Raw genomic sequence first — 16,138 nt, 5'->3', positions numbered from 1 at the left:
TCAACAGCCACCCAATGGGCGCTCGCGCGCCCGGCCAGGCACCTACTTCAGTCCTCTGAACTGGCCGTTTGCTCGGCACCCGGAGTCACCCCGGCAGCCTCGAAGATGCGCCGGCTAGCCATCGTCCCGACCAGGGCAAGCCCGATCAAGCCCGCCGATGCAGTGAGCATCATCACAACACTGCGCTCGTACAACAGCCCACCGGCCAGAGATCCGGCCATAATGCCCACCTGAAACGCCGTGACGTACAGGCCGGAGGCTCCGTCGAGGTCGTGGGCGCCGGTGCGCATCGCCGCGGACTGCAGCATCGGCGACACGGCAGTGGCCATGGCGCCCCAGAGAACGATCGCCGCGGTCCCGACGATGAGTACCGGCGCCACGGAGCGAGTCCCGCCGACCGCCAACGCGGCCAGCATGACGAATGCCGCCGTCAATCCGGCAATACAGAAGATGATTGCCCCCCTGGGCCGACGGTCCAACGGCCGCGCCACCAGGGCGAGCGCAATCACTCCGGCGGTGCCGTAGGCGGCGAGCAACCAGGCCTGGTTGGGTCCTTGTATGCCCACAACTTGGCGGATGATCACCACGATGTAGGTGTAGGAGACGAAATGACCGGTGACGCCGACCATGGTGATCAGGCTGACGACGATCAACGGTCCATTCCGGTGGTGACGCGCGCGGCGCCCGACGTGTTGCAGCTGGTGGGCGCTGAGCACCATCTCTGGCAACAGCAGCCGTGCCGCCACGGTGACGATCGCCGCCGCGACGGTGACACCCGCCGCCGCCAGCCGCCAGCCCCACATCAGGCTCAACGCCGCGGTGAGCGGACTGCCGACCACGAGCGCCAGGCTGGTTCCGATGTAAATCGCGGTTGTGGCGCGGCCGGCGTGACTTGGCGGCACCAGCCGGGTAGCGATCGGGGCGACAACCGACCACATCAGGCCGTGGGTGACCGCGCAGAGAACCCGCCCACCGGCCAGCACCGCGAAGTTGGGCGCCAGGGCAGAGACCAGTTGCGAGACGGTGAGGCAGACCAGGCTTACCACCAGAGCCCGGCGCCGCGGCCAGTGCGCAGTCCACCGCACCAGCGGGACCGTCGTCAATGCGGCAACGAGGGCGTACCAGGACAGCAAGGTCCCGACCAGAGCGACGCTGACGTGCAGATTCCCCGCAATCGCTGACAATGCGCCCACAGGCAGGATCTCGGCGGTGACATAGATGAATGCCGCCGCGGCCAGTACCGCCAGTTGCGCGGCAATCCGTGGCGTCCAGGTTCGTGCGGTGGTACCCGCGGTTTCGGCAATCATGGCGTGGGAGCCGCGATCATCCCCAGCAGCGGTGCAGCCATTGAGGTGATCTCGGTGCCCCTACCGTACGCACTGCACCGACAGCTGTTAACCAACTTGCTGTTTCAACACGCCCGAGCAGCTCAGGAACGCACCAAGCGAGCGATAGCGGCGGAGGCTTCGGCGAGCTTGTCATCAGCATCGCCGCCGCCATCAGCCACCGCACGGGTCACGCAGTGGCTCAGATGCTCGTCCAGCAGATTCAACGCCACCGATCGCAATGCGCTGTTGACCGCGCTGATCTGGGTGAGGATGTCAATGCAGTACTTGTCCTCGTCGATCATGCGCGCGATACCGCGCACTTGACCCTCGACGCGACGCAGCCGTTTGGCGTAGTTGTCCTTCTGCTGGGAGTATCCATGTGCTGCTGTCATGTGCTCGTCATCCACTCTCCGAAACTCGTCCAAAATCTCCAAAACTCGCCCGATACGCCCGCCAGCCGAAGGGCGGGGACCCGACGGCGTCGTGACCTCATCATATCTCGTACCCCAGTGGGGTATTGGCGAGGTATTCAGTAGCGGTGGCGCCCCGAAGATGCTTAGACCGCATAATTGGGTAATGCCCCAAGACAGGCCCCACACCGCTGATGAGCCCGGTTCGGACGCGGCCATCCCCGACCCGAAACCTCGCAGTCGCGACGTCACCGATGGCCTCGAGAAGGCCGCCGCCCGGGGCATGTTGCGGGCAGTAGGCATGGATGACGACGACTTTGCCAAGTCGCAGATCGGCGTCGCCTCGTCGTGGAACGAGATCACGCCATGCAACCTGTCGCTGGACCGACTGGCCAAGGCAGTCAAAGAAGGCGTGTTCTCGGCCGGCGGCTATCCGCTCGAGTTCGGAACGATCTCGGTTTCCGACGGGATTTCCATGGGCCATGAGGGGATGCACTTCTCTCTGGTTTCCCGCGAAGTGATTGCCGACAGCGTCGAAACCGTGATGCAGGCCGAGCGACTCGATGGTTCGGTGTTGTTGGCCGGATGCGACAAGTCACTGCCCGGAATGCTCATGGCCGCAGCCCGCCTGGACCTGGCGGCGGTATTCCTCTACGCGGGCTCTATCTTGCCCGGGCGGGCCAAGCTTTCCGACGGCAGCGAACGCGACGTCACGATCATCGACGCGTTCGAAGCGGTGGGCGCTTGCGCGCGCGGCTTGATGCCTCGGTCGGACGTCGACGCCATCGAACGCGCAATCTGCCCCGGCGAGGGCGCGTGTGGCGGCATGTACACCGCCAACACCATGGCCAGCGCCGCCGAGGCACTCGGCATGTCATTGCCCGGCAGCGCGGCCCCACCGGCAACCGACCGTCGGCGTGACGGCTTCGCGCGCCGCAGCGGTCAGGCTGTCATCGGACTGTTGCGCCGCGGCATCACAGCTCGCGACATCCTGACCCGGGAAGCGTTCGAGAACGCAATCGCGGTGGTCATGGCGTTTGGCGGCTCGACCAATGCGGTGCTGCACTTGCTGGCCATTGCCCATGAGGCAGGGGTCGCGCTGTCGCTGGAAGACTTCAGCCGGATCGGCTCGAAGGTGCCACACCTGGCCGACGTCAAGCCGTTTGGCCGTCACGTGATGTTCGACATTGACCGCATCGGCGGAGTGCCAGTGGTCATGAAGGCCTTGTTGGATGCGGGTCTGCTGCACGGGGACTGCATCACGGTCACCGGCGAAACCATGGCGGAGAATCTGTCCGCCATCGCTCCGCCTGATCCGGACGGCAAGGTGCTCCGGTCACTGAGCAACCCGATGCACCCCACCGGGGGGATCACCATCCTGCGTGGAACGCTCGCGCCCGAAGGCGCGGTGGTCAAGACGGCCGGTTTCGATTCCGACGTGTTCGAGGGCACGGCGCGGGTTTTCGACGGTGAGCGTGCCGCGCTTGACGCACTCGAGAACGGCACCATCACCAAGGGTGATGCCGTGGTAATTCGCTATGAGGGTCCCAAAGGCGGGCCCGGCATGCGTGAGATGCTCGCCATCACAGGCGCGATCAAGGGCGCCGAACTGGGCAAAGACGTGCTGCTGCTTACCGACGGCCGCTTCTCCGGTGGTACCACCGGCCTGTGCGTGGGCCACGTTGCACCGGAGGCGGTTGACGCCGGGCCAATCGCATTCCTGCGCAACGGCGACCGCGTCCGACTCGACGTTGCCGCACGCACGCTCGACGTGCTGGCCGACCCGGACGAATTCGCAAGCCGACAAAAGGATTTCACCCCTCCACCGGCGCGCTACAAGACCGGCGTACTCGCCAAGTACACCAAGCTGGTCAGCTCTGCCGCGATCGGCGCGGTCTGCGGTTAGCCGCTATCCGCGGCTAGCCGCAGCGCGGGTGCGCATTCCGAAGTAGAAACCCAGGAAGGCTATTAGCGCACCTGCGACGATGTGCGACCACATCATTCCGGTAGTCACCGCAACCCCGGGTAGCACCCACGGCGAGAAGAAGATCCACACGCCGAGCACCGGCAGCGTCCACGTCATCCCGTGCGTGCGGTCTAGCGCGGTCGCAAACCCGTAGGCCAAGTATGCGACCGTGATCCCGGCGACAAGGTCAACCGTGGGCAACCCTCTCGTGGCGCTGAATCCAACAATCCATGGTGACGCAGCCACGTAGAGACCTGTCAGCATGGCCAGGCCGAAGGTGAAATGCGCGCTGGTCGACTCGGCAGCGCGGTCAAAGCTCGCACGCAGAGCCAACAAATCGGGGTGGTGATCAATTGATGAATGGACCGTACTCATTGTTCAACCTTTCTGTTGTGCAGCAGACTTTTTGGGCTCGCTGCAACCCATCCATCTATTCCCAGAGTACGCTTGCGCGCGGAACGCCAGCAACGAAAATCTGCGGCTCTCTCAGCGCGGCCAGCGCGCCGTGACAAGGATGAACTTGATGCGGTTCTTGCCTCGCGCCCTCGCGAACACCCGCCAGAGCATGCCGCGGGTTTACCCGATACCCATACGGGGTATATGATGGTGTGGCCGGTCCCACGCCGGGGATGGTCCAGGCAGAGTTAGCCACCGGGGCTTCGCCGGAGTCCCCTACACCGATGAGGATGCTACAAATGACGAACTACGAGGCCGGTACCTTGCTGACCTGTAGCCACGAGGGCTGTGGCTGCCGCGTTCGCGTCGAAGTCTCATGCCACTGTACTGGCGCCGGTGAGGCTTACCGCTGCACCTGCGGCGACGAATTGTCACCTGTCGGATAGGCGGCCCGAGCCGTTGTCTAGTCCGTCCACCGCGCGCCCTCCTTCGCGTATACAACGCGCAACACGTGTCCGAGCTCTGGCCCCATCACCAACTCAGTGAGCGTGCACATCGTCGCAACGAACTCCGGGCCGTGCGGCGGCGGCACTCGGCACAAGTGATGGGCCACTTCATGCAGGACCACCAGCTCGCGCATCGCCCAGTCAGAACCGCCCCGATCGGGAACCGCCACAATTCCTGCGCCTCCGCGATTTTCGTAGTGCGCCGCAGCGGCAGCCCGCCGCGTCCGCACTCGCAGCGACGGAACTGCCGGCCACTGTTGTTGCACTGCCGGTAGGGCGAGCACATTGTCGACGTAGCGCTGCACGGACGCCACCGACCCGAACCGGCCTTCAGGCGGCAACGTCAGCTGCGTACCGAAGAACTCCACCATTGGCGATGCGTGTTCGGCCGCACGGTCGAAGAGTGTTCGGACGAACTCCTCAGCCGCATAGACCCTGGCGCGTTGGAAGTCCCTTGGCGACGAATCCCGCGCGGCCTCGCCCGTCACCGGTCCAGCGGGGTCCGGGCTCCGGGCAGCTCCGCGCTGTTCCCAAGTCGTGCTCGCCGGCCCGCCCGGTCGCCTGCGCGGCGCGCCGCCGACGAATACCCGGCCGTGGCTCTGCTGGCCCTCCAGGTACCGCGTGCTTTCGACACACTGCGATAGTGGTCGCGCAGCTCGACCTCTTTGTCCCGCAGAGCAATTGCGGTGCCCGGGGCACGACCGGGATCCTTCCCGGCTTCCTGCCGGGTCTGCTCGCGGGCCTCGGCCAGACGCTGGCCGACCCGGACCCCGAAGGCCAGCTGGAAGTTGATCCTAGCGGTAATTGTCGGCGTGGGCCGGTGCACTCCGGAGGCGAGGTAGGCGTCCGACGCCCGGACCATCTGGACAACCAGGCTGGCGTACAAGGCGTGACTCGCGTCGATGTCCTCGGCAAACCCATAGGCGTAGACGAAGGTCGAGTTGGTCGCGACGTCACAGCGCACATCGTTGGCTGCCGCGATGCCCACGAAGAGCTGCACGTAGGTCCGCAGCCCACGGGCGCCCGCCGTCCCGATCGTGATGGTTCGCTGGGTCGGGACCTGCGCGGGCGAGCGGCTGACTGCATGCGACCGAGCCACCGCCAAGTCGATGGACGCGGCCGTCGCCAATCGCTGCGCAGCACCCAAGAAGGCGTCCGCCTCGTGGGGATTGTCGGTGCCTTCGGCCTGACGCAGCAGTGCGCCGATGCGGGCCAGCATTTTGTCGTCCGTCATAGCGCCAAACTAATAGAGCGCTACGACAATTCCGTGCCGGTGCCGCTCCGCCACGCCTAGATCCGCGCCGTGATCCAGGAAACCACGTGGTCGATTACCTCGTTGCGCTCCGGTTCGTTGAAGATCTCGTGGTACAGCCCGGGATAGATCTTGAGCTCGACATCCTTGGATCCGACGCATTCGACCAGGCGACGGCTGCCGTTGACGGGGATCAGCCGGTCGTCGGAACCGTGCAGCACCAGCAGCGGCGCGGTCAATGCCGGCGCACGCCGGGGCATGGTCTCGCCGACCTGCAGAAGCGCACGTCCGAGACCAGCCGGGACCCGTCCGTGGTAGACCAGTGGGTCGTTGTCGTAGGCTGCCCTAACGTCGGGGTCTCTGGATATCGCGGTGAAGTCGAGCTCCTGCACCGGCAGGCCGGGCACGATCACTCCGAGCCCTTTGGCCGCGACGGCCACCAGGGGGTGAACCAGCTCCTGCGCTGCGACCGCCGGCCCGGACAACACCATCAGGTCGTAGTCGTCGGGTCGTTCGACACCGTAGGCGAACACGATCGCACCGCCCATGCTGTGGCCGAGCACGATGCAATTAAGGCTGGGATGTTCCCGCCGGGCGATGCCAACGAGGGTATCGAAGTCCGCGGTGAACTCGGAAATATCCTTCACAAGCACCCGCTTGCCACCGGAGCGGCCGTGCCCGCGATGGTCGAGGGCGTAGGTGACCAGTCCGGCCGCACCCAACCGCTTGGCGACGTGGTCGTAGCGACGCGCGTGCTCGCCGAAACCATGGGCCAGCACGACCACCGCAGTCGGCTCGAGATCGGGCGTCCAGACGTCATACACGATGCGCACACCGTCGACGCCCTCGAAATTCCGTTCAGTACGTGTGGCAACCATTACGGGCAGCGTAATGGCTCGTCTGGCGCCACGCGCACCGGCTCCACCGTCAAACTAAGGGGGTACTGGTATGGATACCTCAACCTCGCCCCGGCTGACAGGGGTGCCGCAGCTCCACGCGCACAATGTGGGCTCACTACCCTGGTGTCCGTGCCGGAAACCGTGGAGATCAGGCGTGCGGCCGACCGCGCCCTCACCGCGACATCCTGGTTGACATCCAGACATTCGTTCTCGTTCGGCGACCACTATGATCCGGACAATACTCACCACGGGCTGCTGCTGGTGAACAACGAGGATATCGTCGAGCCGGCCGGTGGTTTTGATACTCACCCGCATCGCGACATGGAGATCGTGACCTGGGTGTTGCAGGGTGCGCTGGCACACCAGGATTCCGGCGGCAATCGTGGAGTCATCTATCCTGGCCTGGCTCAACGCATGTCGGCCGGCAGTGGAATCCTGCATTCGGAGAAGAACGATTCTGCAACGGAACCAGTGCATTTCGTTCAGATGTGGGTGATCCCGGACGACACCGCCATCTCCCCGAGCTACCAACAACACGAAATCGAGGACAAACTGTTGACGGGCGCTCCCGCCACCATCGCCTCAGGCATACCCGGAAGCAACGCGGCGATCGGGCTGCACAACCGTAGTGCCGCACTGCACGTCTCGCGGCTCGAGCCAGGCGACACTATTGGGCTGCCTTCGGCACCCTATCTGCATCTGTTCGTCCCGCGCGGTCGACTGACTGTGGAGGGCCTCAGCGCGCCAGAGGCTGAGGTGAGTACGGGCGACGCGGTCCGGTTCACCGACACCGATGGCCGGCAGCTGGCGGCAAAGGAGCAGTCGGAAATACTGATCTGGGAAATGCACGCACGGCTCGCCGGCTAGGCGATCCAGGCAGAACAGACAGGAGCCCGCATGGCACAATCGCAGCCGCGGCACGCGGCGCCCAAACCCAACCGGAACATCAAAGCCCTACGGACCGTGCGGTTCTGGGCCGCTCCGGTCGTCATCACGCTGGCCCTCATGTCGGCGTTGGCCGCGCTGTACCTCGGTGGCATCTTGAATCCAACGACCAACCTGAGGCATCTTCCCATCGCTCTGGTGAACGAGGATGCCGGGCCCGCCGGCAAACAGATTGTCGACGGCCTGGCAACCGGCCTGGATGAGAACAGGTTCGACGTTCGAGTGGTCTCCCCCGAGGAGGCGAAACGGCTACTGGACAAGGCCGAGGTGTACGGCGAGGCGGTGATACCGCCGACCTTCTCCTCAAGGCTGCGTGATTTCGCCGTGAGCGCCGTGGAACCTACCCGCGCGGAACGGCCAGAGATCACGATCTCAACGAACCCACGGGCCGGAACGCTCGCCGCCAGTATCGCCGGCCAAACCCTGACCCAGGCGATGACCGTCGTCAATGGCAAAGTAGGCGAACGGCTTACAGCCGAGGTCGCGGCGCGGACCGGTGGCGCGCCGCTGACGGGGGCGTCGGCGTTGGGGCTCGCCAATCCGATCGATGTGACGTCCACGGTGTACAACCCCTTGCCCAACGGGACCGGCAACGGGCTGTCGGCGTTCTACTATGCGCTCTTGCTGCTGCTGGCGGGCTTCACCGGCAGTATCGTGGTCAGCACATTGGTCGACTCGATGCTCGGCTACGTACCGGCGGAGTTCGGCCCGGTCTACCGCTTCGCGGAGCAGATCAATATCTCGCGGTTTCGCACCCTGCTGGTCAAGTGGGGATTGATGGTCGTCCTTGCGCTGCTCACGTCGGCGGTCTATATGGCAATAGCTCACGGTCTCGGCATGCCGATTGCGCATGGCTGGCAATTATGGCTCTACGGGGTGTTTGCGATCAGCGCGGTGGGCGTCACGTCTAGCTCGCTGATCGCGGTGTTGGGTTCGATGGGCCTGCTCGTCAGCATGCTGATCTTCGTCATCTTGGGGCTACCGTCGGCGGGCGCCACCGTGCCACTGGAAGCGGTACCGCCGTTCTTCCGATGGTTGTCCGAGTTCGAGCCCATGCACCAGGTGTTCCTGGGCGTGCGGGCGCTGCTGTATCTCGATGGCCAGGCGGATGCCGGCTTGGCCCAGGCGCTGACAATGACGGCAGTTGGCCTGGTCATTGGCCTGTTGCTGGGCGGCATCATCACCCATATGTACGACCGCCGGGGCTTCCACCGAATTCCGGGCGCCGTTGAGATGGCCATCGCCGTGGAACACCAGGCTCACTACCAAGCGCGCGATGGCGCCCGCGAAGGTTCGAGCGACGAAACGTAATTTCGACCCCGCCCGACCGTCACAGGTCTGTTACTAAAGTTGACAGTGTGACGTATGTGACTAATGCTGGGTAGGTTGAATGCGAATTCGGGCCGAGAGGGCAACCGTGCTGACACCGACTGCCAGCCTGCGCCGACTAGCGGTTTGCTGCGCCACCTTGGCCCTGTGCGCCACTCTCGCGACCACCACAGGCCAGCCGGCCGCCCATGCCGCCGACGGACGCGAGATGCTCGCCCAAGCGATCGCCACCACCAGGGGCTCTTATCTGGTGTACAACTTCGGCGGCGGCCATCCCATGCCGCTGCTCAACGGCGCCGGTCATTGGTATGAAATGAACAACGGCGGGCACTTGATGATCATCAAGAACGCCTCCAGGCGGCTTTCGCCCCATCTGCTGGTCGATTCCCACACCGGATACCAATCGCGCTGCGAACGTAACCCGGGGGCTCGAACCGGCGAAGGACTGCGGCAAGCTTCCGAGATCTATCCGCCGCTGCAAGCGTGGCAACGGCTGGGGCGGCCGACGATCGCGATCAACGCGAACTTCTTCGACGTTCGCGGGCAGAAAGGCGGCAGCTGGCGCAAGACCGGGTGTAGCTCACCGCTGGGTGCCTACGTCGACAACACCCACGGCCAAGGGCGCGCCAACCAGGCGGTCACCGGCACGCTCGCCTATGCCGGCAAGCAGGGTCTCTCCGGCGGAAACGAATTCTGGACCTCACTGACAACGATGATTCTGCCGGTCGGCGGCGCACCGTATGTGCTACGACCCAAAGGCAGACAGGACTATGACGTCGCCACGCCCGTAATACAGGACCTGCTCAAGAAGAACGCCCGGTTTGTCGCAGTCGCCGGCATCGGGCTGCTTTCACCGGGCAGAACCGGGCAACTCCATGACGGCGGGCCAAGTGCGGCGCGAACGGCTATCGCTTACGCGAAGCAGAAAGACGAAATGTACATCTTCCAGGGCGGGAGCTACACACCAGACAATATGCAAGATCTGTTTCGCGGACTGGGTAGCGATAGAGCAATCCTGCTCGACGGCGGCGGATCATCCGCGATTGTGTTGCGCCGTGATACCGGCGGCATGTGGGCCGGCGCCGGGTCGCCCAAAGGCTCCTGTGACACCCGCCAGGTCCTGTGCGACTCGCATGAGCGCGCGTTGCCTAGCTGGCTGGCATTCAACTAGCCACCAGCGGGATGGCCGCAGCGGCAAGCCTGCTGCACCATAGAGTCGCCGATCGCGCTACACCCGCGGCGTCAGGTCAAGTGAGGTGATGGTCGTCATCCGGTTTACCAGCCAACGCCCGTCGTAGCGTCTCATGAACAGTCGGTAGGACAGGTACTTCAGCGCAGGGATGTTTTTCGACACCGGGCTGGTGGTTGTGGTGTTGGTGTAGACGATGGCAATAGCGTCCCGGCCGGTAAGCGATTCCACAGCCGCGCCGGTGACCTCGGTGTTGTTGGTTACCTTGGCCTGTTTGTTCGTCGCAGCGATCTGGTCGACGAATCTGCGGTACTGAGCTGCGAAATCGCCACTGAGATAATTCGCCGCCCGATCGGCCAGCGTGTCCATGTTGTCAGGCGTGTAGGTCCACAGCGTCGTGATCGCGTTGGCAGCGGTCCGCGCGACCGTGAGCTTGGTGGCCACCACAGCACGATCGGAAAGGTATGGCTGCACCATCGCGCCCGCGAACCCTGCGGACCCTACAAACAGAGCAGCGGCCAGCCCGAGCGCGATCGCCAGGCGCCTGCCGCGACGTGCCTTGCCGTCCTTGGCCGCCGCCGCGGCCGAATCACCGTCGTCGGCTTGGCTTTCGGACGTTCCGGCAGAATTGTCTTCCGGCTCGCCCGGATCGTCGATATCGTCTTCGTCGCCTTCGACGGATTGCGCAGATGAGTCATTGCTTCCGGCGCGACTGTCGGGGTCAGTCTCGGAAGCCGGCGAATCGGTCGCACCGCTGTCCACGTTCTCCATAGTTTCCGGAGTCTCTCGGGCCGTGTCATCGCTTGCCTCGCCGCCACTAGCGGAAGACCCTTGGGTCAAATCACCGGAAGCAGACTGCTGATCTTCCACTCGTTACCTTCCTGCCTCGCCGTTACGAGCCAACGATTTGCGTTCGAGACGACTTGCTCGCCATCTGAGGATTTCGATGTGATCTGGGTGACCACCAGCACGTTGGCACTGCCATCGTCGTTCCACCTCTCCACCCCCGCATCGAGAACCGTGCCAGTGGTCGGTTCAACCCCCGAGATCCGGATCAAGATATCGTTCACCCGCTCGTTGTACTGCTTGGCGAAATCACCGGTGGCGTGGGACAACACGGCCTCGGCATAGTCGTTGGCGTGGAACGGATCCGGCGATGTGAACATGGTCATGAAGGATCGCACGTCACTGAGCATCGCCCGATTCTTCTGTTCGGCGCGCACGTGCGATTCATGGGAGTTCAGCATGAATGCACACAACGAGATCGCCACGGACGCCACCACCGCGGACGCGACCAGCAGCAGCGTCAAGCCCCATCGGCGCGCGGGTTCGATTGGCCGCGCCACGAGCAGCGATTCCTCGCCAGGCGCAAACTTGCGGCGGGGGCTCATTTCTCGCCCTCGGGTTGACGGGGTTTCATCACAACGGCGAGATCGTCAACGCGCCACTGCCCGCCCGATTTCTCGAAAACCACTCGCACCGTTGCCGTGATGTACCGCTGATTGGGTGGCGTACCGCGCTCCCCCTGCATGAACAACAGCATGGTCGCGTGATCCGGTGTCGCCGCCAGCACGGCACTGTCAGAAACCCAGTACTGGTTGAAAACAGCTCCCGACTCCTGCACCGCGTCCTGCTGTATGGACAGCTGCGGGCGATATCTCTCGGTGGCCAGCGATCGGGCGTGCTCGAAATCGCTTTGTACGGTCTCGGGATCGTAGCTCAGCATGTCGACCACGATCTTCGGGCCCCGAAGCTGCAGCTGTGCGCGAGTCTGCTCGGTTCCCCATTCGTTAAGGTAGACCACCGCAGCACCCACGACGGCGCCACCCACGCACGCCGCCGCCGCCGCCACCGACACCGCGGCGACGAGCCGCCGCACCAACTGGGGACGCTCAACGGGTTGGACGCGTCGCACTTCAGTGCGCGCCAGCATGTCGGCGAAGGTACGCCGTCGTGAATCCCATAGCGGCCAGAGCCATCCCACAAACAGTGACAGCACATCCAACAGGTGGGCCAGGTCCCGCAGCAGCAGCCGCCATGGCCCGCTCGAGGAACCATCGCGCACCACCACCCTGATACTGGTCAACGCGCGGCCGAGACTCCAACCGGTGACCGCCGGCAGCAGCATCCGGTTGACCGGCAGGAGCAGGATCGTCAGTCCGGCTATGGACGTGCAGACAAACCACCAGGTGCTACGCTGCGGCACCGTCAACGCCGTCAATGCCATCGTCGCCACCACTGCGATACCCGGCACCACGTCAACAGCGAATGCGGCTGCCCGCAGATGCCAGGGGGCAAGGTCGGTCTGCGGCGCCGCGTCGAGTGCCAGCGTGGTCTGAGTCTTCTCGACCACCACCGTCACTTGGTCACCTGGTCGAGTCTGGCAATCTTGTAGCGGCCCTCCTCGAGCGCCATCCGGACCCGCAGACGGTACCCAACCTCATGGGCATCCGAGTCGGTGTTGGACACCTGGACCCGGAGCGCCACCAAAATATCGACGGACCCATCGCTGTTGTTGCGCTCGATGGCCGCGCGCATGTCCGTCACCTGGACGTGGACACTCGCGGCCTTATACGCCTCAACGAGCATGCTGGTGTACAACGAGGCCTGGGCGCCGAAATCACCCGTCCCACACTCGATGATTTTCTGCATGCTGGCGCTCATCATGTCCGCATCAGGCGCCTGCGTCGCCGCAACGCAATCCTTCGCCGCCTCCATGGCCGCCACATCGTTGCGGGCGATGATTTGGCTTTCCTGATGGGAACGCATCGCAAAATAGCCACCGGCCCCGATACCGCCGGCCAGCACGAGCAGCATCGCGGTGACACCGACAAGCCACCCACGGCGCAGCCGCGACGGACCCCGTTCGACAACTGCTGATTCTGTGCCCACATCGTCGCCAGGCGCCGGTGCAGGGTCCGTCGTCGAATCCTCGGCATTCGTCTCTGGGGAAGAGTCCGGTGCCTTCGTCTCGGTGTTGGTTTGGTCGGCTCCAGCACCGGATTCACCTGAATCCGGTGCCTTCACCTCGGTGTTGGTCTGGTCGGTTCCAGCACCGGATTCACCTGAATCCGGTGCCTTCACCTCGGTGCTGGTCTGGTCGGTTCCAGCACCGGATTCACCTGAATCCGGTGCCTTCACCTCCGAAGGCGACGACTTGTCGGCGTCAGCAGGGTTCAGCTGGCTGGCGCCAGCATCTCCTTCCATCCGTCGTCTCCTGTTGTAATCGAGTTCTCGACGGCGTACTTGACACCATCCGGCCCTACCAGCTCGCCGCTGGCCGGGTTATAAATCGCCGACGGGCCCGGTGTTGGAGTGTAGACGCACGGGTTGGGCTGCTGGCCATTGCACTGCACAGTACCCGAACCCGGTCGCTGAACGGGGTCACTCATCGGCGGTGGCGACCCCGGCACCTGATCGGCCGGTGCCGGATTCAAGCCGGTGTTGATCGATGGCGCCGGTACCACCAAGCCCGGCTTCACGGGCTGATCGCAACGCGCCGCAGGTGCCGGGCACGTGAGCAATTGGTTGGGATCGCCATACCACGGGTTGGTGCCCATCGGAACGTACGGTTCGTTGCTGCGACACTCCTTCGGGGTCGCCGCTCGTTTGCCCGGAACGTCGACGCAGGGAATGTTGCGCGCTCCGCGAACTTGCAGCTGGGCCTCCTGCGGAATCTTGCAATAGGTGCCCTTCGGCAGTGGCCGCGGACTGGTGTCCGCCGGAGACCGCCACTCCGACGCCGGAAGAAAGCCAGTCAGACACGGCGGCGGGTAGTTGATTGTCGGTGCCAGCGGAAGCGATGCTTCACCCGGAAAGGACGTCAGCACCGTCTGCCCGATCGAAGAACCTTGCGGCAGAAACACCAGCAACTGCTCGAGACCGGCGTTATAGCGCTTGGCTAGATCGAATACGACTTCCAGATTCGCTAACGTCTGCGGCAACGAATCGCTGACGTCGCTGAACACCGCGGCCACCTCATCGGCGGTCGGTGCCGCTTGCGACAAGACGTGGCTCACGTCCTGATCCCTCGCTGCGGTCTGTGCGGCCAAACTATTCAGTTTTCGCGCCCAGCGCTCGATCTCGGAACCCGTGGAGACCTGACTGTCCAAAATCGGCCCGGAGTTCTCGATGATGTCGTTGACGTCTTGAATGTTGGTCTTGAAGTCACCGACGAGCGCCTGGGTGGAGTCCACCAGCCGTTGCAACGCGGGTCCTAGGCCGCCGACTGCTTGAGCAGTCTCGTCGAGTAACGAACCGATCTTTTCCTTGGGCAATGCGGCCAAGCCTCGATTGGAGTTGTCCAGCGCCGGCCCGATCTCACTCGGCACGGTGCCCTTGGTGATGGTCTGTCCGGATGAGAAGTACTTGCCCGGATTGCCCGTTGACACCAGATCGATGTACTGCTCGCCGACTGCCGATACCGAATGAACGTTCGCCGAGGCATCCACCGGGATCTTGTAATTCGACGCGATACTCATCGTCACTTGCGCGCCTTGCTCGGTTGGCTCGACCGCAGTGACCTTGCCAATCGTGATCCCACGATAAGTCACGTTGGACGTCGGGTAGAGACCACCGGACGCGGGCAGGTCGGCCTTCAAGGTGTACTGGCCGATACCCACCAGACTCGGAATCCGTAGGTAGTACCAGCCCAGCACGATGATTGCGACCACAGAAACGATCGCAAACAGGATTAACTGGCGTTGGATGAAGCGAGTCAGCACTGGCGTGACCCCCTTTGCACTAGCGGGCCGCCCGGCACGTCGTTGGGGTTCGGCGTGTACCGGACGTCGGGCATCATCGTCTCCGGATCGCGACCAAAGGATTGCTCGAGCGCGCGCAACGCACCGGAGAATCCGGTCCCCGTAAGGAACCCGTTATCGATGGCGCTATAGGTCAAGTCCAGCTTCAGCGACAGATTCATGTAGTCACCCCGGACCAGCTTCGGCACGCTGTCGATGTCGAAGGGCTGGGTGAGGATCAACCTGAGCGCGTTGACCAAGTACGGGGCAGCGCGGCCGAGTTCCTTGAGGGGACATTGCAGCGCAAGCAGGTCCTGGTGCAAGTCACCCCGTGCCGCGCCCAGATACTGATCGGCGGCCTGGCTCACTCGGCCCAAGGCACCTGCAGCGTCAATCAACAGATCCTGCGTATCCGCAAAGTGCTCGATCAACGGCGGTATATCCGTGAGCACTCGGTCGACAACATCCGCTCGGCCACCCACGTAGGCCAGCAGCCGGTTGGTGGAATCAATGGCGTGAGTGATGTCGTCGCGTTGCTGGTTGACCTCGTCGGTAAACGTGTCGAGCTTGCCCAGGAACGCACGAATCTGATCTGCCCGACCCGTCACGATGCTGTTGACCTCGTTCGAGATGGACTCGAGGTTCGCCAGACCGCCACCGCGGAGCAACGTGGCAAGGGTGGCCAACGTTTGCTCGGTCGTGGGATAAGCCGACGAATTCTTCAGTGGGATGGTGTCACCATCCTTCAGCGGCACCGGCGACGGATTCGGCGGCTCATCGAGCTCGATGTGCTGCGAACCCAGCAAGCTGGTCTGTCCGATCTTGGCGATGGCATTCTTCGGTAGCCTGACGTCCTTGCTGAGGCTCAGCGTCAGCGTTGCCACCCAATTCTTCAACTTGATCGAACGGATCGATCCGACCCAGACGTCGGCCACCATGACCCGGCTATTGCCGTTGATCGCCAAGGTATCCGGCATCTGCACGTAGACCGTGTAGGAACCGGGCCCGGCGCCCGGGCCGCCGGGGATTGCCACATTAGAAATACCGCGCCAGCCGCACGAACTCAGCATCACGGCGATCGCCAGCAGAACCATGCCTTGCCATGCCGTGTGGCGCAGCAATCCCGCCAACCGTTGGTTCGGGTTGTTCCTCGCGCGTCCCGCGCTCGTCGCGCCC

17 protein-coding genes are annotated in these 16,138 nt (G+C 63.9%); 5 read left to right on the top strand and 12 right to left on the bottom strand.

Going from position 1 to position 16,138, the window contains the following annotated elements; translation table 11 throughout:
• Nucleotides 1–47: 47 nt before the first annotated feature.
• Both F6B93_RS01620 and ricR read right to left on the bottom strand, forming a co-directional pair.
• Entirely contained in the window at nt 48–1,307 is a 1,260-nt protein-coding gene (locus F6B93_RS01620) for an MFS transporter (protein WP_211697427.1), read from the bottom strand.
• Between the two features lie 122 nt (nt 1,308–1,429).
• Complete coding sequence (ricR, locus tag F6B93_RS01615) at nt 1,430–1,720, bottom strand: copper-sensing transcriptional repressor RicR (RefSeq protein WP_211697426.1); 291 nt, start codon at nt 1,718–1,720, stop codon at nt 1,430–1,432.
• A 184-nt stretch (nt 1,721–1,904) separates the two neighbouring features.
• Between ricR and ilvD the strand changes: the two genes are divergently transcribed.
• Entirely contained in the window at nt 1,905–3,644 is a 1,740-nt protein-coding gene (gene ilvD / locus F6B93_RS01610; RefSeq protein WP_246541073.1) for a dihydroxy-acid dehydratase, read from the top strand.
• Nucleotides 3,645–3,647: 3 nt separating this feature from the next.
• Here ilvD and F6B93_RS01605 read toward each other — a convergent pair whose 3' ends face one another.
• Nucleotides 3,648–4,079 (bottom strand): SPW repeat protein, encoded by a 432-nt coding sequence (locus F6B93_RS01605; protein WP_211697425.1) that lies wholly within the window; start codon nt 4,077–4,079, stop codon nt 3,648–3,650.
• A gap of 305 nt (nt 4,080–4,384) precedes the next feature.
• On the opposite strand from F6B93_RS01605, the gene mymT reads away from it, so the two are divergent.
• Nucleotides 4,385–4,546, top strand: a complete 162-nt coding sequence (gene mymT, locus F6B93_RS01600; RefSeq protein WP_211697424.1) for a copper-binding metallothionein MymT — start codon at nt 4,385–4,387, stop codon at nt 4,544–4,546.
• A 17-nt stretch (nt 4,547–4,563) separates the two neighbouring features.
• On the opposite strand, the gene F6B93_RS01595 is transcribed toward mymT, so the two are convergent.
• Genes F6B93_RS01595 through F6B93_RS01585 form a run of 3 tightly spaced genes read right to left on the bottom strand, consistent with a single transcriptional unit; the run spans nt 4,564 to nt 6,736 of the window.
• Nucleotides 4,564–5,094 carry a TIGR04338 family metallohydrolase gene (locus F6B93_RS01595; RefSeq protein ID WP_211697423.1) on the bottom strand — a complete coding sequence of 177 codons (531 nt, stop codon included), beginning with the start codon at nt 5,092–5,094 and terminating at the stop codon, nt 4,564–4,566.
• The gene (locus F6B93_RS01590; RefSeq protein ID WP_211697422.1) at nt 5,091–5,840 is read right to left on the bottom strand and encodes a DUF2786 domain-containing protein; all 750 of its coding nucleotides are present in this window, start codon (nt 5,838–5,840) and stop codon (nt 5,091–5,093) included. Before F6B93_RS01590 ends, F6B93_RS01595 begins: the two co-directional genes overlap by 4 nt.
• Before the next feature lie 56 nt (nt 5,841–5,896).
• The gene (locus tag F6B93_RS01585) at nt 5,897–6,736 is read right to left on the bottom strand and encodes an alpha/beta hydrolase (RefSeq protein WP_211697421.1); all 840 of its coding nucleotides are present in this window, start codon (nt 6,734–6,736) and stop codon (nt 5,897–5,899) included.
• 150 nt (nt 6,737–6,886) lie between these two features.
• On the opposite strand from F6B93_RS01585, the gene F6B93_RS01580 reads away from it, so the two are divergent.
• The 3 genes from F6B93_RS01580 (at nt 6,887) to F6B93_RS01570 (ending at nt 10,202) form a co-directional block, all read left to right on the top strand.
• Entirely contained in the window at nt 6,887–7,624 is a 738-nt protein-coding gene (locus tag F6B93_RS01580) for a pirin family protein (protein ID WP_211697420.1), read from the top strand.
• Nucleotides 7,625–7,654: 30 nt separating this feature from the next.
• On the top strand, nt 7,655–9,013 hold the full coding sequence (locus F6B93_RS01575) for a YhgE/Pip domain-containing protein (protein ID WP_211697419.1): 1,359 nt from the start codon (nt 7,655–7,657) through the stop codon (nt 9,011–9,013).
• Between the two features lie 79 nt (nt 9,014–9,092).
• Nucleotides 9,093–10,202, top strand: coding sequence for a phosphodiester glycosidase family protein (locus F6B93_RS01570; protein ID WP_211697418.1), 1,110 nt, complete (start codon nt 9,093–9,095; stop codon nt 10,200–10,202).
• 57 nt (nt 10,203–10,259) lie between these two features.
• Here F6B93_RS01570 and F6B93_RS01565 read toward each other — a convergent pair whose 3' ends face one another.
• The 6 genes from F6B93_RS01565 to F6B93_RS01540 form a co-directional block, all read right to left on the bottom strand.
• Complete coding sequence (locus F6B93_RS01565; RefSeq protein ID WP_246540961.1) at nt 10,260–11,090, bottom strand: mammalian cell entry protein; 831 nt, start codon at nt 11,088–11,090, stop codon at nt 10,260–10,262.
• The gene (locus tag F6B93_RS01560) at nt 11,057–11,611 is read right to left on the bottom strand and encodes a mammalian cell entry protein (RefSeq protein ID WP_211697417.1); all 555 of its coding nucleotides are present in this window, start codon (nt 11,609–11,611) and stop codon (nt 11,057–11,059) included. Before F6B93_RS01560 ends, F6B93_RS01565 begins: the two co-directional genes overlap by 34 nt.
• The gene (locus F6B93_RS01555) at nt 11,608–12,582 is read right to left on the bottom strand and encodes an RDD family protein (protein WP_211697416.1); all 975 of its coding nucleotides are present in this window, start codon (nt 12,580–12,582) and stop codon (nt 11,608–11,610) included. Before F6B93_RS01555 ends, F6B93_RS01560 begins: the two co-directional genes overlap by 4 nt.
• The gene (locus tag F6B93_RS01550; protein WP_211699210.1) at nt 12,579–13,247 is read right to left on the bottom strand and encodes a hypothetical protein; all 669 of its coding nucleotides are present in this window, start codon (nt 13,245–13,247) and stop codon (nt 12,579–12,581) included. Before F6B93_RS01550 ends, F6B93_RS01555 begins: the two co-directional genes overlap by 4 nt.
• Nucleotides 13,248–13,396: 149 nt before the next feature.
• Nucleotides 13,397–14,944, bottom strand: coding sequence for an MCE family protein (locus F6B93_RS01545; protein ID WP_211697415.1), 1,548 nt, complete (start codon nt 14,942–14,944; stop codon nt 13,397–13,399).
• Nucleotides 14,938–16,056, bottom strand: a complete 1,119-nt coding sequence (locus F6B93_RS01540) for a virulence factor Mce family protein (RefSeq protein ID WP_211699209.1) — start codon at nt 16,054–16,056, stop codon at nt 14,938–14,940. The genes F6B93_RS01545 and F6B93_RS01540 overlap by 7 nt, the downstream gene beginning before the upstream one ends.
• Between the last annotated feature and the right edge of the window lie 82 nt (nt 16,057–16,138).

Origin of the sequence: Mycobacterium spongiae, from assembly GCF_018278905.1 — a bacterium.
Classification (GTDB): domain Bacteria; phylum Actinomycetota; class Actinomycetes; order Mycobacteriales; family Mycobacteriaceae; genus Mycobacterium; species Mycobacterium spongiae.
Note: the sequence above shows the minus strand (reverse complement) of the source record. Positions and strands in the feature narration are given on the sequence as shown.

Excerpts from the sequence above, each read along its gene's own strand:
- F6B93_RS01620 (WP_211697427.1), bottom strand. The coding sequence starts at position 1,307 with ATGATTGCCGAAACCGCGGGTACCACCGCACGAACCTGGACGCCACGG.
- ricR (WP_211697426.1), bottom strand. The coding sequence starts at position 1,720 with ATGACAGCAGCACATGGATACTCCCAGCAGAAGGACAACTACGCCAAA.
- ilvD (WP_246541073.1), top strand. The coding sequence starts at position 1,905 with ATGCCCCAAGACAGGCCCCACACCGCTGATGAGCCCGGTTCGGACGCG.
- F6B93_RS01605 (WP_211697425.1), bottom strand. The coding sequence starts at position 4,079 with ATGAGTACGGTCCATTCATCAATTGATCACCACCCCGATTTGTTGGCT.
- mymT (WP_211697424.1), top strand. The coding sequence starts at position 4,385 with ATGAGGATGCTACAAATGACGAACTACGAGGCCGGTACCTTGCTGACC.
- F6B93_RS01590 (WP_211697422.1), bottom strand. The coding sequence starts at position 5,840 with ATGACGGACGACAAAATGCTGGCCCGCATCGGCGCACTGCTGCGTCAG.
- F6B93_RS01585 (WP_211697421.1), bottom strand. The coding sequence starts at position 6,736 with ATGGTTGCCACACGTACTGAACGGAATTTCGAGGGCGTCGACGGTGTG.
- F6B93_RS01575 (WP_211697419.1), top strand. The coding sequence starts at position 7,655 with ATGGCACAATCGCAGCCGCGGCACGCGGCGCCCAAACCCAACCGGAAC.
- F6B93_RS01570 (WP_211697418.1), top strand. The coding sequence starts at position 9,093 with ATGCGAATTCGGGCCGAGAGGGCAACCGTGCTGACACCGACTGCCAGC.
- F6B93_RS01560 (WP_211697417.1), bottom strand. The coding sequence starts at position 11,611 with ATGAGCCCCCGCCGCAAGTTTGCGCCTGGCGAGGAATCGCTGCTCGTG.
- F6B93_RS01540 (WP_211699209.1), bottom strand. The coding sequence starts at position 16,056 with ATGGTTCTGCTGGCGATCGCCGTGATGCTGAGTTCGTGCGGCTGGCGC.